Origin of the sequence: Vibrio proteolyticus NBRC 13287, assembly GCF_000467125.1 — a bacterium.
GTDB classification, from domain to species: domain Bacteria; phylum Pseudomonadota; class Gammaproteobacteria; order Enterobacterales; family Vibrionaceae; genus Vibrio; species Vibrio proteolyticus.
Window position 1 is genome coordinate 165,149 of sequence record NZ_BATJ01000006.1, and the last position, 26,875, is coordinate 192,023.

Below are 26,875 nucleotides of genomic sequence, written 5' to 3' on the forward strand. Positions count from 1 at the left end.
TTAGAATGATTGCTCGATGTTGAAAAAATGTTGCGTTCAGGGGTTGCGAATTTCTGAAGATGATTCATAGTACACAAAGTTCTTTTGAATTGTATACAATCGAAAAGGGGGTTCGAATGGCTAAAATGAAGGCAATCGAAGCAGCAGTAGAAGTGCTGAAAAAAGAAGGCGTGGACATTGCCTTCGGGGTTCCGGGTGCGGCGATCAATCCCATGTACGCGGCGATGAAAAAGCTGGGTGGCATTGATCATGTGTTAGCGCGTCACGTGGAAGGCGCTTCGCATATGGCGGAAGGCTACACCCGTACTAAGCAGGGCAATATCGGTGTCTGCATCGGAACATCAGGCCCGGCAGGGACGGATATGATCACCGGGTTGTACTCTGCAGCTGCAGACTCGATTCCAATCCTTTGTATTACGGGTCAGGCTCCGACGTCCCGACTGCATAAAGAAGATTTTCAGGCTGTTGACATTGAGTCGATTGCTAAGCCAGTCGCAAAATGGGCGACCACAGTGCTTGAGCCCGCTCAGGTACCACGAGCCTTTCAACAGGCGTTTCATCTGATGCGTTCTGGCCGACCAGGCCCGGTATTGATTGATCTGCCTTTAGACGTACAACTGGCAGAAATTGAATTCGATATCGAGACGTATGAACCGTTGGACGCTTATCAGCCGAAAGCGACAAGGTCGCAGGCGGAGAAAGCATTGGAGATGATGTGTTCATCGAAGCAACCGGTGATCGTTTCCGGTGGCGGTGTCATCAATGCCGGAGCGTCAGATTTGTTGCAGCAATTTGCTGAGATTACGGGTGTACCCGTTATTCCAACGCTGATGGGGTGGGGATCGATTCCGGATGACCATGAACTGATGGCGGGTATGGTGGGATTACAAACTGCCCATCGCTACGGGAATGCGACACTACTGGCATCTGATTTCGTTTTCGGTATCGGCAACCGCTGGGCGAACCGCCATACCGGTTCATTGGATGTGTATACCAAGGGCCGCACGTTTGTGCACGTAGACATTGAGCCTACCCAAATTGGGCGTGTCTTCTGTCCGGACTTAGGCATTGTGTCGGATGCTAAAGCGGCCCTTGAACTACTTGTCGATATCGCCCGTGAATGGCGCGACGCCGGTAAATTGCCAGCTCGTGGTGACTGGGTCAGTGATTGTCAGCAGCGTAAAGCAAGCATGCTGCGCAAGACGCATTACACCGAAGCGCCTATCAAGCCGATGCGTGTGTATGAAGAGATGAACAAAGCGTTTGGTCGTGACACCTGCTATGTCAGCACGATTGGTTTGTCTCAGATTGCTGCGGCTCAGTTCCTGCACGTGTATGAGCCGCGCAACTGGATCAACTGTGGCCAGGCGGGCCCGCTGGGCTGGACAACACCGGCGGCTCTGGGCGTACGTGCTGCAGATCCGAGTCGAGATATCGTGGCCATTTCAGGGGACTATGACTTCCAGTTCATGATCGAAGAGCTGGCGGTCGGTGCGCAGTTCAACTTGCCGTATATCCATGTGCTGGTGAATAACTCCTATCTGGGTTTGATTCGTCAGGCCCAGCGCCAGTTTGACATTGACTACTGTGTACAGCTTGCGTTTGAAAACCAGAATGCGCCAGAGCTGAATGGTTACGGTGTCGACCATGTGGCGGTTGTTGAAGGCTTGGGCTGTAAGGCTATCCGCGTGACGGATCCCGAGCAGATGCAGGACGCATTTGCACAAGCGAAGACACTGATGGACAAACACCAGGTGCCGGTTGTGGTCGAAGTAATCCTAGAGCGTGTGACCAATATTTCAATGGGTGTGGAAATCAATGCGATTAACGAATTCGAGTCGCTTGCCGAGGGCATCAATGATGCACCAACGGCACTGGCCCATCAGCAATAATTTCCATCGACAAACCAAACAATCTGCTGGCTCTCTGTTCGGGATCCAGCCTGAAAAGGACATCACAATGCCAAAATTTGCTGCAAATTTATCCATGCTGTTTACCGAAGTCGATTTTCTCGATCGTTTCAAGGCGGCCGCACAAGCTGGCTTTCAGGGCGTGGAATACCTGTTCCCGTACGCCTTTGATGCAGGAGAGATTAAGCGAAAGCTTGATGATAACCAATTGACTCAGGTGTTGTTTAATTTACCAGCCGGAGACTGGGACGCCGGTGAGCGAGGAATTGCCGTTGACCCAACTCGGATAGAGGAGTTTCAGGCCGGGGTCGCGATGGCCATTGAATACGCAAAAGTGCTGGGAAATACCCAAATCAACTGTCTGGCGGGGATCACGCCAAAGGGCGTTACCCCGCAAGATGCGCATGCTACTTTTGTGGTTAATCTGCGTTATGCCGCACAAGAGCTGAAAAAAGCAGGTATCAATTTGGTGATTGAAGCCATCAATACCCGTGACATCCCGGGCTTTTTCCTCAATACCACTGAGCAGGCCAAAGCGGTCATCAACGACGTTGGCAGCGACAACTTGTTCATCCAGTACGACATCTACCACATGCAGATCATGGAAGGTGACATCACGCCAACCGTTAGCGCTAACATCAACCAAATTGCGCATGTGCAACTGGCAGATAACCCTGGCCGACATGAGCCGGGCACTGGTGAGATCAACTATCCGTTTGTGCTGAGTCAGCTCGATCAACTGGGCTATCAGGGCTGGGTGGGCTGTGAATACAAACCGCAGTCCACCACCACCGATGGACTGAACTGGATGAATCAGTATCGCTAACCAATACAGTTAAGGAGAACAGAATATGAAGATTGCATTTATCGGTACCGGCATCATGGGTAAGCCTATGGCGCAGAATCTGCAAAAAGCCGGACACGACATCATCCTTTCAGACCACTTTAATCAGCCACCGAGTGAGCTGGTGGAGGCTGGCGCTTTGGTGTGTCATTCCCCTGCTCAAGCGACTGAACTGGCGGACGTAGTGATTTTGATGGTGCCAAACACACCGCAGGTCGAAGAGGTTCTGTTTGGTGACAACGGCATTGAAGCGGGTCTGAACTCAGGTGGTGCAGCAGGTAAGCTCGTGATTGATATGAGCTCTATCTCACCTATCGCGACCAAGGCGTTTGCGGCTCGCATCAACGAAAGTAGTGCAGCCTATTTGGATGCACCGGTTTCCGGTGGTGAGGTCGGCGCAATTAATGCGGCGCTGAGTATCATGGTCGGTGGTAGTCAGAGTGCGTTTGATAAAGCCCGTCCGCTTTTTGAGGTGATGGGTAAGAACATCACTCTGGTGGGAGAAAATGGCGCAGGTCAGACTTGTAAAGTGGCGAACCAGATTATCGTGGCATTGAATATCGAAGCTGTGTCTGAAGCACTGGTGTTTGCTTCTAAAGCAGGCGCGGATCCGGCGCGAGTGCGTCAGGCTTTACTGGGTGGTTTTGCCAGCTCAAAGATTCTGGAAGTTCATGGCGAACGCATGGTGAATGGCACCTTTGACCCTGGCTTTAAGATAGCACTGCACCAGAAAGATTTGAACCTGGCACTGACCGGTGCGCAAGAACTTGACGTTGCACTTCCCAATACAGCCACCGCGCAGGAGCTGTTTGAAGATTGTGCGGCGATGGGTGGAGAAAACTGGGACCATTCGGCGCTGATCAAAGCGATCGAAAAGCGTTCTGGTCACTCAATCCGCGACTAATCCCTAGTGGGATAACGGCAGGTGCTTCCTCTCGCCTGCCGACTTCAATTCCTTACTAAATCGCGTAGTTTCGTCTCCTTTTATACGCGTTCCCGTCGTAAGGCAAAGGGACAGAGCGGACTCCTTTCGCCGCTTTGAACTGCAGGCGCCCGGCGCCTTACTTCGGGATTTTTCTTTTCTGTCATCTAAGGAGTGGCTGATGGACATCGAACCAAAACAATTTTTACACCAACTGTTCCAGAGTGCGGTTAATCAGGCTTTGCCCAAGGGGCACATCGCTCAGTATTTGCCGGATGAGTTGTTCACCTCACCGGCCAAAGGTCGCATCGTTGTTGTAGGGGCCGGGAAAGCTGGCGCGTCGATGGCGGCGGAGCTGGAAGCGGTATTTCAGGCGCGAGGTCAATCCCATTGGGAGCGATTGGAAGGCTTGGTGGTTACCCGTTACGGACATACTCAGGCTTGCGAACGAATTGAGGTCATCGAAGCTGCTCATCCAGTGCCGGATGCCATGGGTCTGGATGTGGGACAACGAGTGGTGGCTCTACTCGATGAACTGACAGAAAACGATACCCTGATATGCCTTATTTCAGGTGGGGGATCCGCATTGCTGAGCTTGCCTGCGGGCAACATCTCGCTGGCCGAGAAGCAGGCGATCAATAAAGCGTTGCTGAAATCCGGTGCCGCCATCGACGAAATGAACTGCGTGCGCAAACACTTATCGGCGCTCAAAGGGGGGCGTTTGGCAAAGCTGGCTTATCCGGCTCAGGTGGTCACACTGGCGATATCGGATGTGCCCGGGGATGAGCTCAGTGTGATTGCTTCAGGGCCGACGGTGCCAGACGCGACCACTCGCTTTGATGCGCTGGCTATCCTCGAACGGTATCAGATAGACATTCCTGCCAGTGCCTTTGAATGGCTCAATTCACCATTATCTGAAACGGTCAAACCCGAGGAGGCGTGTTGGGCACAGTGTGTCACTCATTTGATTGCGACGCCGCAAATGGCGTTGCAGGCGGCGGCGGCCGAAGCGGAAGGGCTCGGAATTACAGCCCACATTCTCAGTGACTGTATCGAAGGTGAAGCTCGTGAGGTCGCCAAAATGCACGCAGCGCTGGCCAAGCAAGTCGCGCAGAAAAGCCAGCCATTCAGCGCACCGTGTGTACTCATCTCCGGTGGTGAAACAACGGTGACAGTCAGAGGAAATGGGCGAGGAGGACGGAATTGTGAGTTCCTGCTCAGTCTGTATCAAGAATTAAATGGAACGCCGGGTATTTATGCTCTGGCGGCCGATACCGATGGCATTGACGGTGTGGAAGATAACGCCGGTGCCTGGATAACGCCAGACAGTGTTTTAAATGCTTCTAGCCTGAAGCTCAATGCAGAGCACTATTTGGCTGACAACAACAGCTATGACTTTTTCGAGCAGATCGGACAGTTACTGTTCACCGGCCCGACATTGACCAACGTAAATGATTTCAGGGCAATTCTGATTCTCTGACCAGACTCCTGTCACGAGAAGCTTTGCGGCACACTGAAGGGCATGAGCGGTGTGCCGCTTTTTTATTTCTCGGGTATAGGAGAGCAAAAAATGACAGCAAAAGTCGTACTACTCGCTATTTTTTATAACGAATTCTTGGTGTTACCTGAGCCATTGTTTAACATCAGACGTTATTAGGATGACTCGGGGGTGAAGCATGTCGCGCATCAGACGCAAAAATCAGGATTTGATCATCGAAGTGGCCAGCGAGCAGTTTGCAAAGCAAGGGTATGCAGCCACTACAATGGCCGATATTGCCAAAGCTGCTGAGCTGCCCAAACCCAATGTATTTTATTATTTCAGCTCAAAAGACAAACTCTATTACGCGGTATTGCAAACGGTGACTCAGCCTCTGCTGGAAGCCTCTAAGCCCATCGAAGAACTTGATGACCCGGTTGAAGCATTGAGCCGTTATATTGAAACGAAACTCAGAATTTCTCGCGATCACCCCCATGCCTCGAAGGTGTTTGCGAATGAAGTGATGTCGGGCGCTAAAGCATTACCAGAGGACATTGGCCAAGAGCTGTTTGAACAATCCCAGATGATTCTGAACAAGTTTCGAACCTGGCAGGAGCAGGGGTTGATGGACGCGGTGCCACCGCATCATCTTATGTTTGCTATTTGGGCCGCTACGCAAACGTACGCCGATTTTGGTTGGCAGATTTGCAATGTCATGCAGAAACCACAGCTTGATAATGATGACTATCAACAAGCAGCTCAGTTTATCACTCAACTGGTGATTCAAGGTTGTCATGTTCGTTCCCGCTGAGCAGTGACTCAGCGTTTCCTAGAGAAGTTGTTCGATGAATATGAAAGAGTTTTCCCTTCAGACGGGACTGTCTGCCCACACTTTGCGTTATTACGAGAAGATCGGTTTACTAAAAAATGTTCAGCGAAATGCCAGTGGTCATCGGGTTTATACTGCCAGAGAGCGCGAATGGGTTGGATTCATTGTACGTTTGAAATCCACCGGTATGCCGTTAGAGCAAATTCAGCGTTATGCTGAGCTACGAGAGCGGGGGGAGAAAACAATGCAAGCCCGACAACAGTTGCTCGAACAGCATCGGCGCGAATTACAGCAACATATTGATGAGCAACTCGAACATCTCGACGCACTTGAGGTAAAGATACAATTTTACCGTGATAAACTTAGTTCTTGACTTAGAGTAAGCTCTAACTTGTAAGGTGATGTTCCAACAAGTAAAAAAGGAACGCATCATGCATTCATCAAGATTTGAAATTGGGTTAGAAAAACTCTCGGAGATTGACGGCGAAGCCGGGCATAATGTTATCACCAGTCTGGAAGACATCTGCCCGGATCTGGCAAAGTTGACGATTGAGTTTCCATTCGGTGACATTTACTCCCGCCCCGGGTTGGATTTGAAATCTCGCGAAATTGCTACGGTCGCGGCACTGACTGCCATGGGCAATTGTCAGCCGCAGTTGAAGGTGCACTTACAAGCAGCGTTGAATGTCGGTTGTAGTGAAGAGGAACTCAAAGAGGTTATTCTGCAGATGGCCGTTTATGCTGGTTTTCCGGCGGCTCTTAATGGCATGTTTGCGCTGAAAGATATCCTTTCTGCGCGAAAATCTGCGTGATCAAAAAAGGCTTGCACCTGGTGCAAGCCTTTTTGTTGTGTGCCGCTTAATGGAAAACCTGACTACTGAAATGGATGAATTTGCTGTGCTCCATTAGCCGTCTGAACGCCGTTTTATCGAGCATGATCAGTGTTTCGTGATCACCTGCTTCCAGGTAGACATGATCCAAATCTGTCAGTGATGTATCACACACCATCGCCATATGATAGGCCCTGCCGACTGGCGGAATGGCGCCATTTTCACAGTCATTAAACATCCGGTAAATCTCTTGTTCTTTGACCAAGTGAAATGTGGCATTCATCTCGTCGTTCAATATCGCCAGATTGATTTTGGCGTTAGCGGGTAGGATGGCCATCATATGCTTGCCATCATGATCTTCCAGTACTACTCCTTTCGCCAGATGGTTAAGAGGAACTCCAGCGGCAATTCCGCTGTGAAGAGAGCTGTGGCTGTGTTCATGGCTGAGTGTCTGAAAGCGGATATGGTGCTCATTCAGGTAGTGACTCAGCCGGGTTGCCATGGTCATAGAAACCTCCTGTCTGAGGTGGCTTTTGTCCTCTTAATTATAGGAAATATGTCCCCATTAGGCTGTGAATTCATTAAGTCGCTGTAACGCTGCAAGATGAATAGAGTGAACGTGACCCGCCTCTAAATTCAATAACTTAACGTTGAACCTGTATTCGTAATCTTTAATATGCGTTTTTCTTATATAAAACCAAGAGCATATAAAGTGAAACAATTATTTCTGTTAACGGCCGCCTGTTGTGCGGTCTCGTCAGGGGTTCAAGCCAAAGTTGTCACCTACCCAGCAGTGTCATACTGCGCAGAGAGTATCGCGGAACGAAACGTTCAGTTTGCCAAACTGAAGAGCGAGAAGGGAAGCTATGAAGCGGCGATGAGCATTGCTATGAGTGAGAAAGTCGGGCCAGATGCCGCCTCATCTTCGTTCATTTTTGAGCCCGCCTACGGACGTACAGAACGCTATTTTACCTGTACGATCCCTTTGTCTGATGAGATCGGGCAATTTCAGGTCAACATGCACGCTTCCCTAGATAACATCAATTCTGGTCGTCCTGGAGGATGTACATTCTCGCGAGTTCGACGAATCAGTGATGGTGGCGGGTGGAAAATTTTACGTTTCGCTGAACCCGGTGGATTCTGGTGGGGAGATCTCACCCGAAACGATGGTTTTGTGACGTACTCTCAAAGTGTGGACAACCAGTTTCAACGCTCAACGACACTGGAAGCGAAGTGTCGTACCACCTGGGATCAGGGCGCTGTTAAACTGCATCACATTGAACTTGAATATTAAATCGCCAAAATGTTTCGTGAGCTTGTGTCAGATACAGGCTCTTTTTTTGTCTGATTTCTCTTCCATCGAATTACAAATTCTAATTAATCATTTTAAAAACATATAGTTAAATTTAAATCGCATTGCATACAATTCTGTACATTTACTTACTGTTCTCACAAATAAAAACGGTGTTCAATTAGCGCAATTTCTACTTGTAAGAGTAACGTCAAATGACAGCAAACAAACAACGAATCGTGAGTTTGGATTTTCTTCGCGGACTGGTGATTTTTATGGCGGTGTTTGAACACTACACCGGCTATCTGAACTACTGGTATAAGGACTTTTTTATCCGCGAATATGAAAGCTGGGATACGGTATATACCTCCCACCTACCGATGATCGGAAAGCTGCTTCCGATGGATAGCATTACCGCCAATATGTGTCTGTGGCTTGTACCCTGGGTCAGCCAAATCTATCTGGCGCTTGCCGCCTTCAACCTGGCGATGAAGACTCAGGAACAGGTTCGGGCGAAACTGGCACAAAAGCTACTCCTTTTTGCATCGATCATCGGTGTACTGTATGTCGAAGGATTTGTGATTGCGCCAAACTTTGGTGAAGCGATTTCATTCTACCCTGTGATGCTGTGGATGGTGCTGCTTGCGCTGTTCTCACTGGTGTACGGGCTGTTCGGTATTCGCGGCATGATGGTGGTGACGGTATTGAGCTTCTTTGTGGCTCAATTGGGTATTCCGGACGCATTAAGCTCATTTGAAGCAATGGTTCGTCATTACGTTCACCCTGACTATGAATTGGACGCCAGACTGGACTTGTTCATGGCGAGTGGTTGTCTTGGCTTTATGTATGGCTGGGTTTGGCACCACAAACCACACATGCGTGACATGCTGAATCAGGGGGTAATGCTGCTGTCGGTACTGGCTCTGGCGATTTTCTTCACGTTTGACAGTATTGGAACGATTTCTCTGGCGGACGTTTATGCCGAAGAGCACTCCCTGGCTGAGAATACTTTTGGGCGTATGGGTATCTGGGGAACCGAGTTCCTGGTGATCTCCACTCTGTTGTGGCTGCACTCAAAAGGCATTGATGTCAGTTGGAAGCCACTGAACTGGATTGGTATGTTCTCGCTGACGGTGTTTATCTTCCATAAGTCGATCTTCATTTTCTTATGGGGGCCGTTGATGACTTTGATCACTGCGAAGCTTGGGATGACACTAGTGAACAACTTCTTTGTGATCTTCACGTTGAGCTCTCTGTCGATTCTGATGATTTACGGCTTTAAACGTTCCGGCATTATCTGTCATCTGATGGGGTTACATCAGGACAACAGTTGGAAAGCGGTATACGCCGCTAAAAAGCCCGCCGTTACGACGGCACCGGAACATGAAGCGGCATAACCTTAGTGCAGCAATCTGGTTGGCGGTGAGTCTGGGGAGTTTTCAGGCTCACAGTGCGTCTGAACCGCTGGAGATCGGGATCACCTACCAGTGGCAAGGCGGCGAAACAGAATGGCTGCCTTATTTCGATATTGAGAAGGTGACCGACTACGGTTTGTTGTATGCCCAGGCAACGGAATTTGGTGTGGCTTTTCCGCTCTGGTCTCCGCTTTTTACCAGTGTCGCTGTTAGCCCGATGTTTGCCGAGCAACATGTTATCAGCGGAGGTCGCCATCAGCGCAACGAGACATTATCTGCCGGGGTGGTATGGCGACTTGGTGTCACCCTCAATGATGGTGGATACTTGAGTACCGGAATATTGTATGACGTGAGTGAAACGCAGGATCCGGAATGGTTTATCGATAACAGTGTTCCGATGCTGCCGGACACCTCACTGAATACCTGGTTGCGTTATAAGTCTGAGAGAGTGTACGACAAAGACCAGCACATACGTAAGAGACAGCCTGGTATCCGGGAAATGGGAATCTCAATCGAACAACAGTTTACTGTGACCGAGCGTTGGAATGCGTACGTTGAATTTGGTGCTGTGTATGAAGGATTTGAATACCACACCACTGAAGGCATGCTAAAACTGACGTTAACGCATCAGTTTTGAAATAAAACCCTCAGGCTAGCCTGAGGGTTTTGTTTATCGTTACTTGGATAATCAGTCTTGTGTTTGCTGCTCGGGTGTGGGTTTACGCAGACTGGCGAAAGAGATCAGTGAATAACTTAGAGACCATCAAAATAATTAAAATATTAGTCAGCATCAGTAGTGGTGTTTCTATTCGGTATACGGGCGTGAGATTAAGGGCTCCAGACGTCAGCACCACCAGCAGGTTAACGCCGAGAATCCGGTGGATCATCAGTTTTGGGGTAGAAAACACCGTCCAGATAACCACTACGTTAACGAAATAAAACAAAGCCAACTGCCACAGTTCGGTCATCAACGGCATGATAAAAATGTATTGCAACAAGATCACCGATCCTGTGCCTATCACGCCGAAAAAGGCGTCTTTTATCACGCTAGGCGGCAATGTCGGTACAATAGACGCAAACACACCGGCAATCATTGGAAAAATAAACCCACCGGGCACCGGTAAATAAATCCAGATCATTAACGACACGACGAACATGGCGACGCCCTGCAACACTTTGCGTCCGTCTTCGTTGAGATGTTGTACAAAGCTTCGGTGCTCTTGATGCCAGCACAAAGTGCGTTGGCTGTTCGCTTCGGCCAGAAAGTGGCCCACCAGCGAGGTTTGAGGCGCAGTAATGTCGAAGCTTTTTATCTGCTTGACTAGCGTGGTCCAGTCGATCCTGTGATCGTCGTTATTATGCTCTTCTTGGTGTGCTATATCGCTTAGGCGTGCCTGAAGTTGTGCCATTTCATCAATACGTGTTTTCCAACTGCGTTGATGCTGTTTTAGCCGATAAGCCCCGGTTTTAGGCAAACGAATCAGTTGAGACAGCTTATTGATGTTATCGGCGTTGGCTTCCAGTGCCTGAATGTCTATTTGGTGGCGACTGTTGATCGCATCGAGTAACGTTTGCCGACTGGTTTCGAAACGTTGAAAGAAATGCTGCTCTGTATTCACAGGCCACACCAACCGATACACCAGCGAAAACGTTGCGACGCCCAGCAGAGTTTCTTGTAAGCGCAGCACCGCAAAGTGGAATGTTGCCTGATTATCGAACCCGCCCATACAGGCAACGATTGAGCACACCGCAAAACCGATGGAAAAGATATAACCGTATTTTTCGTCGCTGGACATAAACAGGCATAGCGCGAGAAACAGCGTGAAGAAGGTCAGAAACAAGAACTGGTTCTGTGAAAACAGCGCAATCAGGAAGAAAGCGTAACCGGTCCCCAGTACCGTGCCTGCCAGTCGGTTATGCCCTTTGCTTATTGAGTGTGCAAAGCTTTCGTTCAATGCCATCACGGCGACCGCAATCGCTGCCCAGTAAGGTTTTTCCCATTGAAACCATAACGCCAGGCTGATGGATAGCACGATGGCGAGCGCGGCTTTGATCGCTTCTTTGGTTGAGGCACTCAACATGGCCATCTCCACTTAGTGTTTGATGATTTTAACGGATGCGGTCATGCCAACTCGAAGTTGCAAGGTGTCAGGTACTTGCTCAAGCTGAATTTTAACCGGTATACGCTGGGCCAGGCGAATCCACTGGAAGTTTGGGTTGACGTTCGGGAGCAGATCGTTGCCAGTGCTGCCATCTTGCTTTGCAATGCCGTAACCAATACTTTTCACTTTGCCTTCCAGCACGATGTCGTCGTGCGTCATCAGCGTCACGTACGCGCTGTCTTGCGGATCCACGCCAACTAAATCGGTTTCTTTGAAGTAACCTTCAATCCAGAAACTGTTTTCATCGATCAGAGCAACCACCGGAGTATTGGCCACTACTTGTGAGCCGACACGCAGGTTGAAATTGGTAATGTAGCCATCTGTTGGCGCATGCACTTGCGTGAAATCTAAGTTCAGGCGCGCTTCTTCGACGTTCGCTTTGGCTAACTCCACATTGGCCGCGGCGGTTTCTACGGCGTTGTTCAAGTTGTTCAACGTCAGTATTGGCACTGCACCTGGAGTACGTTCCTCCAGTTTCCGTGCACGCTGTGCTTCATTTTTTGCTTTTGCCAGTAGCGCTAACGCCTGTTTTTCACTGGCCAGTGCTTTGTGATAGGCCGCTTTATAGAGGCTGGCATCAATTTCAAACAGCAGGTCGCCTTTTTTTACTTGTGAGTTGTCCTGGGCATAGACCTGTGTGACTTGCCCGGTTACTCGAGGAGTCACAGAAACGATATAAGCACTGACCTGACCATCGCGTGTCCAAGGGTGGCTGGAGTACGTTTGGTACAGCTTGTAGCCTACGACACCTGCGGTGCACATCAGTATCAGAGTGAAGAGATAACGTTTAATCACAGTAACTGCCTCAAAAAATGGTAATGAATTGGCCAATAACACCAATAAAAATAACGATTAAGCTCAGCTCTGCCAGAGCGGGAAAAGCGATGTATTTGTACAACCCAAGCTTCGCGGCGGCGGTACCGACCACAATGGTCAGAAGATACGCTAATGCGACAACCAGCAATAAGGGGGGAAAGTAGACTTCTCCCCAGACGAGTTCATGTGGCATTGAGTTCATGGTTTTTCTCTATTGGTTTGATGAATAGAAAGATAAAGCCATTTATCCTTGATATGATAATCGCATATGTAGGATCCAATCCTACATGGTGATGTTATATTGACCATTAGAGAGGGTTTTGATCGCTTTTTAACCCAAGAATATGCGTTTTGACTTGGTTTGGATGTGAGAAAGATGGAGTAAGAAAAATGCAGTTTAGTTTTGAACAATTGCTCGCGTTTGTCACAGTGTATGATGTGCGCTCTTTTAGTAAGGCAGCGGCAAAATTAAGTAAGCACCGAACAACGATTGGCCAGGTGATCACAAACCTCGAAGATTTGCTGGCGGTCCGTTTGTTCGAGCGAGTGGGGCGCTCTGTCGAACCCACCGAGGATGCGCATTTGCTGTATCATTATGCCAAGCAGACCATCGAACAGGCGCGTACTTTTGACAAAGTTGCATTAAGTCTGGCGTATGGCGGGCTGGAAAATATCAACATTGCATACTCCAGCGTCATTCCGCATAACTTTCTGGTGTTGATTCGAATGCAGTTGGCGGTTGACTTTCCGATGATGCGGGTGAACTTTCTGGTCCGTAATAAAAGTGAGATAAAACAGGGCCTGCAAAGTGGTGAGTATCATTTCGGGCTGGTGAACGTACACGATAGTCAGGCCATGCACAGTTTAGACTCCACGTTTTTGGGGCATTTCGAGTTTCTCCCCTTCGTGCAGAAAAACGGGTATTTGGCGGCTCTGGCGCCTGATGAGGTATTGATGGCGCTGCGAAATTCCAAACAATTTGTACTGCGCTCTCTGCTGCAAGAGGGCATGAGCGAAAAAATCATTGTCAGTTCCAACTACGAAGAAGTGGACCAACTCGCCTTGATCATCAAAATGGTCGAAGCCGGGTTAGGGTGGTCTATCCTGCCGAAAACGTTCGCTCATTCGGAATTCTCGGATCACGCTATCCAGCCAGTGAACACATCGGCCATGTTAGAGGGGTACAAATTGGCGGTGGGGCTTTGGTGCCCGCCATCCAAGCAGATCAGCGAAGTGAAGCCGTCGATCATTAAGGTGGTGGAAGAGTATCGTCAAAAACTGCTGACAGATTTGAATGCGTAGTCTGACAGAGACACCGATTGGGTGCGGTGACGGTTGATAAGGCAGTAAAAGCCGCTTGCGCGGCTTTCGTTTATCTGAATCAGGATTGCAGGGCTTTTTCTGCCAGACGTTGGGCGGCCGCCCGGTGGCGTCGCATTAACTGGTTGAGATCAACGCCGATCACTTCACCATTGAGCACGCGCCAGTGACCGGCGATCATCACCCGGTCAGCTTGCTGAGCACCACACAGCAGCAGCGCGGCAAGAGGATCATGACTGCCGGAAAAGCGAATGTCATCAAGCTTGAACATTGCCAGGTCGGCTTGCAGACCGATCGCTAGTTCACCGATATCGCTTCTGCCCATTGCCTGCGCTGAGCCTTTGGTCGCCCAACGCAGCGCATCAAGGTGAGACACATTCGCCGAACCGTATTGCAGCCGCTGCAGATACATGGCCATGCGTACTTCCGCAATCATATTGGAACCATCGTTGGACGCAGACCCATCGACACCAAGGCCGACTTTCACTCCGGCGGCTTCCAGCTCATTGTTCTTACAGATGCCGGATGCCAGCATCATATTGGATGTAGGACAGTGGCTGACACCAACCCCGGCCTTGCCTAAGCGGCGAATTTCTTCAGCGCTGAAATGGATACCGTGCGCCAGCCAGGTGCGCTGATTCAGCCACCCGACATCTTCCAGATAATCGACGGGGCGCATGCCAAAACGCTCGATACAGAAATCTTCTTCATCCAGTGTTTCACACAGATGGGTGTGCATCATAACCCCTTCCTGAGAGGCGATGTATGCGGTTTCTTTCATCAAATCTGTGGTAACAGAAAACGGTGAGCAGGGCGCCAGTGCAATCTGGGTCATCGCACCGTCATGATGTTGGTGGTATTGGCGAATCAGACGGTAGCTGTCATCGACAATCGCTTGTTCGGTCTGAATGGTGTGACGAGGCGGTAAACCACCATCGTCTTCTCCCAGGCTCATGGAGCCACGGGTAAAAATAGCGCGCACTCCCAACTTTTGAGCCACTTCGACTTGTAAGTCGATAGCGTGTTCCAAACCGCCGGGCAATAAGTAGTGGTGATCAGACGCGGTGGTGCAGCCAGATAGCATCAGTTCAACCAGTGCCAGTTCGGTGGCGGCGCTCATCATTTCCTCGTCCAGATTAGCCCAGACGGGATACAGGCTTTTTAGCCAGTGGAACAGCTCTTTATTGAGTGCGTCCGGATAGGCGCGGGTAAGTGTCTGATAGAAGTGATGGTGGGCATTAATCAGACCGGGCGTGATCACATGATGCGATGCATCGACAGTGTAATCAATGGTATGAGAGGGAGATTGATGTTTGGCAATCAATTCGATGATCTGATTGCCTCGTATTACCAAGCCACCACGCGCATCCTGAGAGTTGCCCGTGTAGATGGCGAGTGGATTCTTAATCCAAATGGTTTCCATTCATAAATATCCTTAGCCGTATCAACCATTGCAGGGGAGACGGTCTTTGCTCCTTAGACTGGCGATAATGAACCAGTGTCGGGAGTGAATAGTCAGTGAGTTTTGCCAACGGGCCAGAAGGCCCGATGGCTCCGTAGTTGCTATGAGCAACTAATCTTGTTGTGGTTTCAGCGTATTTGCGTTCTGTGCATCCGATACTTCGGCTGCCTGTGACTTGCGAGCAATGGCTTCCTGAACCTGAGCGCGGCTCTCTTTCAACGCTTCACGCTCTTCTTTGCGAGTCGATTTTGGCAGTAACTGATGCAGCAATACAGTCACGATCGTGCCAGTCGTAATCCCGGAGTGGAGGAAGTTGGCCAGATCATGAGGCAGATGCTGCAAGAGACGCGGCTCAAAGGTCACCGCCAAACCGGACGCTAGGCCGACACACACCACCAGAGCGTTGCGTTTGGTATCGGCGGCTTTGATCAGCATGCGGATACCGGCATAAGCAATCATCCCGAACATCACAAAACCCACACCGCCGAGCACGGGCTTGGGAATGGTGACCGCAATGGCGGCCAGTTTCGGAAACAGGCCTCCGAGGATCAACAAGCCACCAGTGGCGGCAACGACGTAGCGGCTGGCGACGCCGGTGATGCCTACAATTCCGACATTCTGGCTGAATGATGCCAGCGGCATGGCGGTGAGCAAAGACGCAAGTGTACTACCAAGGCCATCGCCAAGCAGACCGCGTTGTAGATCTTTGCCGCTTACTTTGGTGTGACAGTTATTCGCCAGCGCCATGAAGTCTCCGGTCGCTTCCGCGATAACGACGATGTAGACCAGACTCATACTGATGATCGCGCTGGTGGAAAAGCTCAGGCCGTATTTCAGGGGTTCCGGTCCGCCTATCCAGGCAGAGGTGCTGATTTGTTCCAGATTGACCATGCCCAGCGATAAAGCGACGAGGTAACCGCCAGCCAGGCCAATCACGATCGCAGAGGCCGCCACCGCCCCGCGGCAGTACACGGAAACCGCAACAACAATTCCAAGAGACACAATCGCCAGGAACAGTTTCGGCAGTGTGGCGAACTTATCACTGGCCGCGGGTGCGTCACCAACCCAGTTCATTGCCACTGGCAGAATGGTCAAGCCGATCAATGTGACTACCACACCGCTGACCAGGGTAGGGAACAGTTTGCGCACCCGATCCATGTAAAAGCTGGCAAAAATGACCACGAATGAACCGATCAGCGCCGCGCCCATGATGCTGCCGACGCCACCTTCTTTGCCTATGGTGATACCAACACCGAGAAAAGCAAAGCTTGAGCCCATGACAACAGGCAGTCTTATGCCCACAGGTCCGAAGCCGATGCATTGTGCGATGGTGACGACACCAGAAGCCAACAAGGCTGCGTTGATTAAAGAAACGATTTCCTGATTCGGCAGGCCGATGGACGCCCCGACGATCAAAGGGACGGCAACGATGCCGCCGATGGAAGCCAACATGTGCTGGAGTGCCAATAGCAGAGTAATGCTGCGTGGCGGACGTTGATTGAGCGTATACAGAAGTTTCATATGTTGTTCCTCAGAGAGTGAGTCTGTTTGGGTCTCTGTTGTTCTCTCGTTGAGTCGGCAATCTATGAACTACAAACTGCGTAGTACATGAAATTTGGGTACACGAAACCAGCCAGAGAGTAAGACTCCGGGCTGGTGAACGTGTGAATTATTTTTTGATTGTAATTAACCGATGTAGACCAGTTTGGCGATGAAGATCACCGTCAGTGCGTACATCGAAATTGAAACGTCTTTGGTTTTACCAGTCGACACTTTCAAAACCGTGTAGGTGATAAAACCGAGCGCAATACCGTTCGCGATAGAGAAGGTCAGCGGCATCATCAGGGCAGTGATCGCCGCTGGGGCGGCATTGGTGAAGTCTTTCCAGTCGACATTCTGCATACTGCTCATCATGACAAAGGCGACATAAATCAGAGCGCCTGACGTGGCATAGGCTGGAATCATTCCGGCAATCGGAGAAAGGAAGATCGCAGCAACAAATAAGAGCGCGACGACAATCGCAGACAAACCGGTACGCGCGCCTGCAGAAACGCCGGCGGCACTTTCCACATAACTTGTGACCGGAGGGCAGCCAACACACGCGCCAGCAACACTGGAAATACTGTCTGCTTTGAGCGCTTTGCTCAGACCTTCAATTTTACCGGTTTCCTTGTTGACCAGATTGGCTCGTTCGGCCACGCCCATTAAGGTACCCGCGGTATCGAACATATTGACGAACAAGAACGCCAGGATCACGCTGATCATTGATACGTTCATCGCACCCGCGATGTCCATCGCCAGAAACGTAGGAGCAAGGCTTGGCGGCGCAGAGAAAAAGCCGTTGTAGTGAACCAGCCCGAGCATCATGCCAATTAACGTCACGCTGAGAATCCCAATCAGTACGGCACCAAACACACGGCGCTCACTTAAGATGGCAGTGATCAGAAACGCAATCGCGGCTAACAAAGCTTCTGGTTTCGTGAAGTCACCCAATGACACCAGTGTGGCCGGGTTATCAACGACGATCCCTGCGGTTTTAAGGCCGATGAGACCAAGAAATAAGCCCACCCCGGCTGTCATTGCATAGCGCAAGCTTTCTGGAATGCTCTCAATGATCCACTGACGTACTTTGTAAAAGCTCATGCCGACAAACAGCACCCCAGAGATAAACACGGCGCCCAGTGCGACTTCCCAGCTGTAACCCATTTCACTGACCACAGTGAAAGAGAAAAAGGCGTTCAACCCCATGCCCGGCGCTAAGCCGACAGGCCAGTTGGCAAACAAACCCATAAGCAAACAGCCAATGGCAGCACCAATACAGGTTGCGACAAACACCGCGCCGGCATCCATCCCGGACGCAGCCATAATTTGTGGATTGACGAAGATAATGTAGGCCATGGTGGCAAATGTGGTTGCACCACCGACTAACTCGTTTTTTACGCTGGTCCCATGCGCCTTTAGCTTAAAAAAACGCTCAAGAAAGCCCTCTGGCTGGCCCTCGCTCAGCACATCCGCTTTGCTTTCATTCATGTCAGCAAGTCCTTTTAAATGTATTTCCTTTAAATTGAATACAACCTGACTTCAATTCTCCCAGTGATATCTAGTCCCTGACGCTATTAGTTGTTATTGAAATCAGCTGCCACGATAAGTGGAAAAGCTGTAAGGCGAGACGAGTAGCGGGACGTGGTAGTGACTGTCTTCACTGATGCCAAAACGGATCACCACGTCATCTAAAAAAGCAATGTCACCGATATCCACACCTTTAGCGCGATAGTAGTCAGCGACATAGAAGGTGAGCTGATATTTTCCGGCGACGAACTCATTGCCCTCCAGCATTGGACTGTCTGTCCGGCCATCGAAGTTGGTGGTGACATCTTTGATGTATACCAGTGAACTACCGTCTACTTGATGCAGTTCTACTTTGATTTCCGCCCCCGGAGTACCATGCATTGTATCCAAAACATGTGTGGTTAGTTTTCCCATAATTTACGTCAGCGCGTGGCGCTCTCCTTAGCTTTGATTGAAAAACTTTGTATACAAGAGGTGGTACTTTTCTCTTGCTGATAACTATATATGTACACAAAATACTCGGTTAGTAAAGTCGTTTGTTATGTAAATGTTACGCGTATTTTTGCTTGTATGATGACTTTGTGAACTGTGTCAAAGCAGTATTTTATCATGGTTTGTCCCTAATTATTTGATATAAAAGGATGTTGTTGGAGAAATTAACTTTAACAACAAAATCTTTACATTAAGATAAATTATTGTATACAATGTTTGGGTAAGGTTTGGTTGGGCGATACGGTTTCGCCCCATATTAAGGAGAGCCTGAATGGATAAGGACTATTCAAGAAACCTCATTGGCTACGGGCCAAATCCTCCACATCCTAAATGGCCTGGGGATGCCCGAGTTGCCGTTTCGTTTGTCCTGAATTACGAGGAAGGTGGAGAGCGCTGTGTTCTTCACGGAGACAATGAGTCAGAAGCGTTTCTGTCCGAAATTCCCTCCGCACAACCCCTGAAAGGGGAGCGACACATCAGCATGGAATCGATTTATGAATATGGCAGTCGTGCCGGTGTGTGGCGGGTATTAAAGTTATTTGATGAGTACAACATTCCATTGACTGTGTTTGCGGTTGCCATGGCGTTTGAGCGTCACCCTGCTGTGGCAAAAGCCATGGTGGAAGCCGGACATGAGATTTGCAGTCATGGCTATCGATGGATTGACTATCAATACACCGATGAATCTCAAGAACGTGACCATATGATGAAAGCGATTGAAATTATTCAATCCGTTACCGGGTCACGCCCGCTGGGATGGTACACCGGACGAACCGGACCGAATACGCGACGTTTGGTCGCGGAAGAAGGGGGCTTTCTCTATGACTCTGATGCTTATGACGACGACTTGCCATACTGGCATACCGAAGCTGGGCGCCCTCAATTGGTGATCCCGTATACGCTGGACGTCAACGACATGCGCTTTGCGACCGTTCAGGGCTTCAATTCCGGCGAACAGTTTTTCCAATATCTCAAAGACACGTTCGACACTTTATACGCTGAAGGCGAGACAGCGCCGAAGATGATGTCAGTCGGTTTGCATTGTCGTCTGATTGGTCGTCCGGGTCGTATTGCATCACTGCGCCGCTTCCTGGATTACGTCAAGCAGCACGACAAGGTATGGCTGTGTCGACGCATCGATATTGCACGCCACTGGCATGAACATCACCCTTATCAACTGAATCAGGAGCAGTAACATGACACAATTTCGTTTTTGCAAACCGACCCAAATGGCGCGCGAGGAGTTTGTGTCTCACTTCGGTGATGTGTACGAGCACAGCCCGTGGGTGGCCGAAAAAGTCTATGACCAGGGCTTGTCGCAAGAAGACAATGACATCGAGAATCTTCATCTGAAAATGGCCTCCACCTTGTTGACGGCACAACCCGAACAACAACTGGCTCTCATTAATGCTCACCCGGATTTAGCCGGCCGCGCCGCGGTCAATGGTGAATTGACGGCAGCTTCCACCGCAGAGCAGGCGGGAGCGGGCATTGATCAGTGTTCACCCGAGGAATTTGAAAAATTTACTTATTACAACAACAGCTACAAGGATCGCTTCAACTTCCCTTTTATCATGGCAGTAAAAGGGGCCAATCGTTACCAAATTCTTGAATCGTTCGAGATGCGATTAGGCAATGATAGTGAAACTGAGTTTGTTACGGCGCTGAAAGAGATCAACAAGATCGCCTTTTTCCGCCTCTGGGATATGTAAGTCGCAGAGTCGGCAGCTATCTCATGCCAGTCATAAACAGCAGAGGAGCGAATTGGTTCACTGCTGTGGGGTACCTGTCTGAGCAGACGTGAAGCAGGTACAAACTCGTTTTTATTATTAATTGGATTAATTGGAAGGATGACGGAAATGTCCTTAGATTTTGAACAATACATCAACCTCGCAGACGACAAACTGGGCGCTCAGGCGCTGTACGCTACCGACGACTTTTTCGCAGACAAAAGCCGTCTGTTACGTCGGGAAGCACCAGTATGGAAAGAAGCGGTGTTCGATGACAATGGCAAGTGGATGGACGGTTGGGAAACCCGACGTAAACGCGGAGAAGGCTACGATTTCTGTGTTGTACGCTTAGGTTTAGCCGGAACGATTGCGGGCGTAGATATCGATACCAGTTTCTTTACTGGTAACTTTCCGCCTTCGGCCTCGCTGGATGCGTGTTACTCACCACAAGGCGATCCGGATGATGCCACAGAATGGGAAGAGATCCTGCCGTCACTTAGTCTGGCTGGCGACAGCCATCACCTGCGTAACATCGAGAGCGGTAAAGTGTACACCCATGTGCGCCTCAATATTTACCCAGATGGTGGTGTAGCACGTCTGCGTATTTACGGGACTCCAAGCGTGGATTGGGAAGCGATCGATACCCAGCAACAGATCGACCTGGCTGCGGTTGAGCATGGTGGTCGTGCACTGGCATGCAGTGATGAACATTACGGTAAAACGTCCAATATTCTTGGCCCGGGCCGTGGTGAAAACATGGGTGATGGCTGGGAAACGGCACGACGTCGCACTCCTGGTAACGATTGGGTGATCGTGGCCTTAGGTCATGCAGGGAATATCGAACGAGTGGTTGTCGACACCGCACACTTCAAAGGGAACTACCCGGACAGCTGTTCTATTCAGGCTGCCTACGTCAAAGGTGGTACCGACGATCAGGTTGCGACACAAAGCTTGTTCTGGCGTGAATTGTTACCAGCGCAGAAACTCAGTGCACATGAAATCCATGAGTTTGTGTCGCAAGTGAACGATATCGGGCCTGTGACGCATGTGCGTCTGAACATTTTCCCGGATGGTGGTGTTAGCCGCCTACGTTTGTTCGGCACTAAAGCCGGTTAATTCACAGCAAGGGAAGCACTATGAGCAATGGAATTCGCCGTCTGAAAATAGAACCTCTCAATAAAGATGCATTTGCTGAGTTTGGGGATGTGATTGAAACCGAAAACAGTGATTACTTCATGATCAATAACGGTTCAACGCGCCGTTACCACAAACTTGCCAGTGCGGACGTGGCGGATCAGGGTGGTCAGGCCATCCTGAGTATTTTTCAGGCCACACCGCTAGAGTATCCGCTGACGATACGGATGCTGGAACGCCATCCTTTAGGCTCTCAGGCGTTCGTTCCATTGTTTGGGCGACCTTATCTGATTGTTGTTGCGCCGAAAGGCGATCATCCGCAGTTATCTCATTGCCGGGCGTTCATTAGCAACGGACGTCAAGGGGTCAATTACCACAAAGGGGTTTGGCACCATCCGGTTCTGGCGCTGAGTGATCAGGATCAGTTTCTGATCGTTGATCGGGCTGGTGAGGGGCATAACTGTGATGAAGTATTCTTTGACACCGATTTGGTGTCACTGCATCTGGAAGACATTCCGGGCAACAGCAACAAGGAAGAGATACAGCAAGACGTGGTCTCGCTGTAATACAGGAGTTTTATTATGGATCCACATATCACGGAGTGGTTGAATCTGGCGATTCGCTGGGTTCACATGATAGTCGGCATCGCCTGGATTGGTGCGTCGTTTTACTTTGTCTGGCTTGAGAATAACCTCAACCGGGTTAACCCTAAAACCGGTTTGTCCGGTGACCTATGGGCTATCCATGGTGGAGGAATTTACCATCTGGAAAAATACAAATTGGCACCACCTCAAATGCCAGAAAACCTGCACTGGTTTAAATGGGAAGCGTACTTCACCTGGATCACCGGTATCGCTTTGTTGTTCGTGGTGTACTACCTGAATGCAGAGATTTATCTGATCGCTCCAGGATCGGGGCTAACGCCGAGCACGGCCGTTGCCATCGGTGTCGGTGCATTGGTTGCCGGTTGGTTTATATACGATTTGTTGTGTGACTCACCACTTGGAAAAACACCGGCGTTGCTGGGGTTGGTGCTGTTTGTGCTTTTGGTTGGCGCAGCGTATGGATTGTCTCAGGTATTCAGTGGTCGCGGTGCCTACATCCACGTCGGCGCGATCATCGGCACCATCATGGTCGGTAATGTCTTTCGCGTGATCATGCCTGCTCAGCGCGGCTTGGTGAAAGCGATTGAAGAAAACCGCGAGCCAGATCCGCTGCTTCCGGCCAAAGGCTTGTTGCGTTCACGTCACAATAACTATCTGACGTTACCGGTACTGTTTATTATGATCAGTAACCATTTCCCGAGTACTTACGGTTCAGAATACAACTGGGCGATTCTGGCCGGTCTGGCGGTATTCAGTATTCTGGTGCGTCACTACTTCAACACTCGTCATGGCAGTCAGAAGTATGCGTGGACCATTCCGGTGGCGGCATTAGGGATGATTACACTGGCTTTTATTACGTCACCGTATGCCAGTCAGCCATCATCAGCGCCGATTGCGAAAGTGGCCACACAAAGCAGTCAAGTGTCTGATGAGGCGCAAGCATCCGCAGGCACCAAGGCTCAACCGGTTTCTCATGACGCAGATGTCACCGAGCATGGGATCGCTTTTGCTAAGGTAAATGAAGTGATTCAGGAGCGCTGCTCAGTCTGCCATTCTGCGAATCCGACTCACGCTGCGTTTAAAACGGCGCCAGCAGGTGTCATTCTGGATACCCCGGAAGAGATCAAAAATAATGCACCAAGGATTATTGCTCAGGCGGTTGCCACTAAGGTAATGCCGTTGGGTAACCTGACTCAAATGACCGATGATGAACGAGCCCTCATCGGGAATTGGGTAGAGCAGGGCGCGAGTATCCAGTAGCGTCGGCTCAGGATCTGCCGCTTAGGCGGCAGATTGCGCTGCTTGGCAGCGCACTTAACAATCTCTCGTCATTTCGCACACCTTTCTGCGCCCCGGCCCCTGTCCGGGGATTTTTTGTATTAAGCCAATAAGCGAGTGTAGAAAGTTTTATTCAAGGCATAACCAGCGAAACGTACCTCAACTGGCCTCTGGCTTCTGAACGCTTTGTTATGAATGCAAGTAGCGCCAGTGTTTCAGACTCCGACATATAGACGTCATATGTCTATCTAGATTGTGAATTGACTAATAAAGTAAAAGCAGCCTTTTGGGCTGCTTTTACTATTTTCTATTTCTCCTACGCTGAAAATAGCGTATAGGCTGAATGTCATCATTCGGCTCCGTATATACTGGATTGTCCTTGACGATAAGTATAGAAAAGGTACTAGTTCAACAGTCATATCACTCAGGTTACCCACCAGTTCACCAGCCCCCTCATTGGTATCGATGATAACGTTACCCGCATCGATGATGCAGCGAGCGCAAGAATACAGTCTGACACAAAGTATTCCAAACGACGCTCTTTGCAAAGTCAGCGTATGCTGAATGAGCCAGTCCAGTTGGTGTCCAAACAAGTCCTGTCAGCCGCGACACTCAACAAAGCGGAGATCTTGAACCGTTCCGTGAAATGATTCAGGAGAAGCAACAGACCTTTCTTGATGAAGTGAGTCTGGTTTTTAATGTACTCAACGATGGCGACTTTTTGCCGGCACTGCAATTTGTTCTGGCATTGAATGATACGTTGCTCGCGAGTGCCTTTGACAGCGTCGATGTGTATCGATTGATGATGCAATATTCACCGAGATTATCAAAACAAAGCGCCGCCCGGTTAAGCTCACTGTGACCTTCTCCTTAAATTTCTACAAAGGGCAAAATCACCAGTCAATCCATTATTTTGCCTAGCCTTTCCGACTACGTCTGACACCTCCCCACATCGTACAATACCGGATTTGTGATGTCGTTTTTGGGAAGCCCTCATGTCAATAGACTTTGATTCGTCACGTAAGGTGGTACGCGCAGGTTATAAACTCGTTGTGGACGAGACTGCACTGACCCGTCCTGCGGAGGGGCCCGTCAAGGACATATCCGAGAAAGCGCCGGGACAAGAAGTGAACCTCAAGCTCTACTGCACCCCGGATGAGCTCAATACTTTACAGACTGGCCTCTGGCTGCTGGGTGCGACCGATAACGAAAAAGCGGTTGCCCAATGGAAAAAACAACAGACCCATGAAGGCGACTGTATTCTGACCGCTCAGTGTTTTGAGGCCGAAGAGAAGACGCTCTATCACGATCTGTTTTTGCACAGCGGCCAGTCGGACGCGTACACGGTCATACCTAACCCGACTGACAGCCAAAAAATCAATGCCGAATTTATACCGGTGAAGTTGGCTGTTCAGGTCAGTGAAACGCGCCTTGGCTGGCCGACCGCCGGGTATTTTTACCTGTTTTCTGAAGGCAAACTGACAAAAGAATTCAAAGTGGTCGGTTACGGTCGCTGGACGTTCCAGGTGACGCGATCGGATGCTTCAAACTTAACTGAAGAGCTGCTTTCTGAGCATCACTACGCCAGCATTTTGCTGCCCTATAAGATTGAAGGTCAGCCCGCGCCCGAGCAGCACCTGTTGTATCGGGAAGAAAAGCTTACTGCGGATGAGTTGGCCGATGCCAGAATCGATTGGCTGAACCAACATGCTATGACGCTGGATATGGACCAGGTGGTCGGTACTAAGCAAACACCACTGCTTGAACGCAGTGGCGAACCTACACCAGAGAATGAAGCGCCCTCACCGATAGAAACCCTGGCGGCTGTGCATCCGTACGGCGACACCTGGGGACGTTACAATCAGCATGAAATTGATGCGCAGACCGTGAACATCACGGAAAGCAAGAGCATTAAAGATAACGTGCCTGTATTAAATCCGACCTATATGTACTGGCCTCCGTACAACTTCCTTACGGGGGAAGAGATAGAAATCAAATATGTCGGAGATAAAACAACGATAGCTCTAATGTCAATCAGTGAGGCCACTGAGTTTACCGTTAATCTTGTTGAAGAACTTGGGCTAGATGTCGCTCAGTTTATTCAAGATAACTTCGATACCAACAATACGAAGAGCTATCTTACTACCATCAAAGACACCTATGGACTCTATGATGGACTAAAGGGAGCAGAGGATACAGCTATAGCCCTAGGAGGTCTTGGCGTTACTGCTTATGTTAAAGAGATTAATGGCAAAGATTGGCTAATACTAAAGAACTTTAAACGCCACCTTAAGACTTTACTCAAAGGCCAAAAGTGGGGAGCAAGTAATCCACAGGTATTAAAATATGGTATCGGACTGCTTGAAGGTCAAGGCCACTTAGCATATCTAAGAACCACCGTACAACTAGAAGTCATTTTGGCCGTCGGAATAAATGTTATAGATTATCTAGTAAACGATGAGAAAACTCTTGGTGATGTTGCAGGGCATTCAACAGCAGATATTACCAAAGCCCTTGTGTCGACAGGTATCGCTACGAGAATTGTTCAAGTGGCCATGTCCGCTGTGATTCGAGGTGCGGTCGCTGCTGGCTTTGTGACAGTTTCTTCGGCTTCTATACCAATTGTTGTAACACTAGGAGCTGTCGCGATCGTTTCATATGCAGTGGGGCAAGTTCTAGATATAATTGACAATGATTATAAGTATACACAGCCAATGATTGATTCAATTAAGGAAGCGATAGATGAGTAAAGTTAAAGATCTACTCTGGAATGCAGTAGGTATCATCGGCATTGTTATTCTAGGATGGGGGTACGCTCATCAATTTAAAGCGCACCTTAACTTATTAACAAACGGTTTTATGAGTGTGAGCACATTTACTGTATATGGCTACGCATCTTATATTGTGTTTTTTGTCATTATTGGCTTTTTGATTGCGTGTTTAACGGTTTTTGCCAAAGCCTATTATGATGTGAAATTGAAAGGTCGCTCGACAGAGTGCTATCTCCCAAAAGCTTTGACTCTAGGCCTTAGTATTTTAGTAGTATTTATCATTATGGGAGGAGCATTACGATATTTCATTGCAAATACTTACCAAAATCTTGGTTATGATATTTGCCCTAAAAATAGAGCTGTTGAACGTTACTCTAAAGACGTTTATGTCAACTCATTAAGTTTATGTGAATGATAGAGTTATAGTTTAATTAAATACTGTCGTGATTTTCCTATGTTTTGGTTTAGGCGGTAACTTAACCCCATCTCTTTTTATTAAAACACTAGCTATTCCCCGC

At 49.3% G+C, this 26,875-nt stretch carries 26 protein-coding genes and 2 pseudogenes; 20 read left to right on the plus strand and 8 right to left on the minus strand.

Translation table 11 applies throughout. From position 1 onward, the window contains the following. Positions 1-116: 116 nt before the first annotated feature. The 7 genes from gcl (at position 117) to VPR01S_RS09515 (ending at position 6,794) form a co-directional block, all read left to right on the plus strand. Positions 117-1,892 (plus strand): glyoxylate carboligase, encoded by a 1,776-nt coding sequence (gene gcl, locus VPR01S_RS09485; protein ID WP_021705103.1) that lies wholly within the window; start codon positions 117-119, stop codon positions 1,890-1,892. A gap of 67 nt (positions 1,893-1,959) precedes the next feature. Continuing rightward, a complete protein-coding gene (hyi, locus tag VPR01S_RS09490) occupies positions 1,960-2,736 on the plus strand; it encodes a hydroxypyruvate isomerase (protein ID WP_021705104.1) in 777 nt (258 codons plus the stop codon). A gap of 25 nt (positions 2,737-2,761) precedes the next feature. Further along, positions 2,762-3,658: a 2-hydroxy-3-oxopropionate reductase gene (locus VPR01S_RS09495; RefSeq protein ID WP_021705105.1), complete on the plus strand. Its 897-nt coding sequence runs from the start codon at positions 2,762-2,764 to the stop codon at positions 3,656-3,658. Between the two features lie 199 nt (positions 3,659-3,857). After that, positions 3,858-5,156, plus strand: a complete 1,299-nt coding sequence (locus tag VPR01S_RS09500; protein WP_021705106.1) for a glycerate kinase type-2 family protein — start codon at positions 3,858-3,860, stop codon at positions 5,154-5,156. 196 nt (positions 5,157-5,352) lie between these two features. Then, on the plus strand, positions 5,353-5,964 hold the full coding sequence (locus tag VPR01S_RS09505; protein WP_021705107.1) for a TetR/AcrR family transcriptional regulator: 612 nt from the start codon (positions 5,353-5,355) through the stop codon (positions 5,962-5,964). Positions 5,965-5,998: 34 nt separating this feature from the next. Beyond that, positions 5,999-6,355, plus strand: a complete 357-nt coding sequence (locus VPR01S_RS09510; protein ID WP_021705108.1) for a MerR family transcriptional regulator — start codon at positions 5,999-6,001, stop codon at positions 6,353-6,355. A gap of 58 nt (positions 6,356-6,413) precedes the next feature. Then, entirely contained in the window at positions 6,414-6,794 is a 381-nt protein-coding gene (locus VPR01S_RS09515; protein WP_021705109.1) for a carboxymuconolactone decarboxylase family protein, read from the plus strand. 46 nt (positions 6,795-6,840) lie between these two features. Here the strand turns inward: VPR01S_RS09515 and VPR01S_RS09520 are convergent, their stop codons facing one another. Continuing rightward, entirely contained in the window at positions 6,841-7,320 is a 480-nt protein-coding gene (locus VPR01S_RS09520; RefSeq protein ID WP_021705110.1) for an aminoacyl-tRNA deacylase, read from the minus strand. A gap of 204 nt (positions 7,321-7,524) precedes the next feature. Between VPR01S_RS09520 and VPR01S_RS09525 the strand changes: the two genes are divergently transcribed. The 3 genes from VPR01S_RS09525 (at position 7,525) to VPR01S_RS09535 (ending at position 10,155) form a co-directional block, all read left to right on the plus strand. Beyond that, positions 7,525-8,106 (plus strand): hypothetical protein, encoded by a 582-nt coding sequence (locus VPR01S_RS09525; protein WP_021705111.1) that lies wholly within the window; start codon positions 7,525-7,527, stop codon positions 8,104-8,106. A gap of 212 nt (positions 8,107-8,318) precedes the next feature. Continuing rightward, complete coding sequence (locus tag VPR01S_RS09530; RefSeq protein WP_021705112.1) at positions 8,319-9,500, plus strand: hypothetical protein; 1,182 nt, start codon at positions 8,319-8,321, stop codon at positions 9,498-9,500. Further along, positions 9,487-10,155: a hypothetical protein gene (locus tag VPR01S_RS09535; RefSeq protein WP_021705113.1), complete on the plus strand. Its 669-nt coding sequence runs from the start codon at positions 9,487-9,489 to the stop codon at positions 10,153-10,155. Before VPR01S_RS09530 ends, VPR01S_RS09535 begins: the two co-directional genes overlap by 14 nt. A gap of 82 nt (positions 10,156-10,237) precedes the next feature. On the opposite strand, the gene VPR01S_RS09540 is transcribed toward VPR01S_RS09535, so the two are convergent. Genes VPR01S_RS09540 through VPR01S_RS09550 form a run of 3 tightly spaced genes read right to left on the minus strand, consistent with a single transcriptional unit; the run spans position 10,238 to position 12,698 of the window. Then, positions 10,238-11,599 (minus strand): FUSC family protein, encoded by a 1,362-nt coding sequence (locus VPR01S_RS09540; RefSeq protein WP_021705114.1) that lies wholly within the window; start codon positions 11,597-11,599, stop codon positions 10,238-10,240. A 12-nt stretch (positions 11,600-11,611) separates the two neighbouring features. Then, positions 11,612-12,475: an HlyD family secretion protein gene (locus tag VPR01S_RS09545; protein WP_021705115.1), complete on the minus strand. Its 864-nt coding sequence runs from the start codon at positions 12,473-12,475 to the stop codon at positions 11,612-11,614. A gap of 10 nt (positions 12,476-12,485) precedes the next feature. Further along, positions 12,486-12,698: a DUF1656 domain-containing protein gene (locus VPR01S_RS09550; RefSeq protein WP_021705116.1), complete on the minus strand. Its 213-nt coding sequence runs from the start codon at positions 12,696-12,698 to the stop codon at positions 12,486-12,488. Between the two features lie 188 nt (positions 12,699-12,886). On the opposite strand from VPR01S_RS09550, the gene VPR01S_RS09555 reads away from it, so the two are divergent. Continuing rightward, a complete protein-coding gene (locus tag VPR01S_RS09555; RefSeq protein ID WP_021705117.1) occupies positions 12,887-13,798 on the plus strand; it encodes a LysR family transcriptional regulator in 912 nt (303 codons plus the stop codon). A gap of 79 nt (positions 13,799-13,877) precedes the next feature. Here VPR01S_RS09555 and VPR01S_RS09560 read toward each other — a convergent pair whose 3' ends face one another. From VPR01S_RS09560 to uraH, 4 genes are all read right to left on the minus strand, one after another. Then, positions 13,878-15,239, minus strand: coding sequence for an 8-oxoguanine deaminase (locus tag VPR01S_RS09560; RefSeq protein ID WP_021705118.1), 1,362 nt, complete (start codon positions 15,237-15,239; stop codon positions 13,878-13,880). Between the two features lie 150 nt (positions 15,240-15,389). Next, positions 15,390-16,799: a nucleobase:cation symporter-2 family protein gene (locus tag VPR01S_RS09565; RefSeq protein ID WP_021705119.1), complete on the minus strand. Its 1,410-nt coding sequence runs from the start codon at positions 16,797-16,799 to the stop codon at positions 15,390-15,392. A gap of 165 nt (positions 16,800-16,964) precedes the next feature. Then, a complete protein-coding gene (locus tag VPR01S_RS09570) occupies positions 16,965-18,308 on the minus strand; it encodes an NCS2 family permease (protein WP_021705120.1) in 1,344 nt (447 codons plus the stop codon). Positions 18,309-18,410: 102 nt separating this feature from the next. Next, positions 18,411-18,761, minus strand: coding sequence for a hydroxyisourate hydrolase (gene uraH / locus VPR01S_RS09575; protein WP_040902503.1), 351 nt, complete (start codon positions 18,759-18,761; stop codon positions 18,411-18,413). A 349-nt stretch (positions 18,762-19,110) separates the two neighbouring features. On the opposite strand from uraH, the gene puuE reads away from it, so the two are divergent. The 9 genes and pseudogenes from puuE (at position 19,111) to VPR01S_RS09620 (ending at position 26,772) form a co-directional block, all read left to right on the plus strand. Next, on the plus strand, positions 19,111-20,034 hold the full coding sequence (puuE, locus tag VPR01S_RS09580; RefSeq protein ID WP_021705122.1) for an allantoinase PuuE: 924 nt from the start codon (positions 19,111-19,113) through the stop codon (positions 20,032-20,034). 1 nt (position 20,035) lies between these two features. Then, entirely contained in the window at positions 20,036-20,551 is a 516-nt protein-coding gene (gene uraD / locus VPR01S_RS09585; protein ID WP_021705123.1) for a 2-oxo-4-hydroxy-4-carboxy-5-ureidoimidazoline decarboxylase, read from the plus strand. A gap of 147 nt (positions 20,552-20,698) precedes the next feature. Then, positions 20,699-21,685, plus strand: coding sequence for an allantoicase (alc, locus tag VPR01S_RS09590; protein WP_021705124.1), 987 nt, complete (start codon positions 20,699-20,701; stop codon positions 21,683-21,685). A 20-nt stretch (positions 21,686-21,705) separates the two neighbouring features. Further along, entirely contained in the window at positions 21,706-22,269 is a 564-nt protein-coding gene (locus VPR01S_RS09595; protein ID WP_021705125.1) for an ureidoglycolate lyase, read from the plus strand. Between the two features lie 15 nt (positions 22,270-22,284). Next, a pseudogene (locus VPR01S_RS09600) lies at positions 22,285-23,178 on the plus strand (urate hydroxylase PuuD); the annotation flags it as partial. Positions 23,179-23,322: 144 nt separating this feature from the next. Further along, positions 23,323-23,568 (plus strand): annotated as a pseudogene (locus tag VPR01S_RS23240) (urate hydroxylase PuuD); the annotation flags it as partial. A 664-nt stretch (positions 23,569-24,232) separates the two neighbouring features. Then, a complete protein-coding gene (locus tag VPR01S_RS09605) occupies positions 24,233-24,448 on the plus strand; it encodes a hypothetical protein (protein WP_021705127.1) in 216 nt (71 codons plus the stop codon). Between the two features lie 133 nt (positions 24,449-24,581). Then, the gene (locus VPR01S_RS21960) at positions 24,582-26,336 is read left to right on the plus strand and encodes a hypothetical protein (RefSeq protein ID WP_021705128.1); all 1,755 of its coding nucleotides are present in this window, start codon (positions 24,582-24,584) and stop codon (positions 26,334-26,336) included. Next, positions 26,329-26,772: a hypothetical protein gene (locus VPR01S_RS09620; protein ID WP_021705129.1), complete on the plus strand. Its 444-nt coding sequence runs from the start codon at positions 26,329-26,331 to the stop codon at positions 26,770-26,772. The genes VPR01S_RS21960 and VPR01S_RS09620 overlap by 8 nt, the downstream gene beginning before the upstream one ends. Positions 26,773-26,875: the final 103 nt, after the last annotated feature.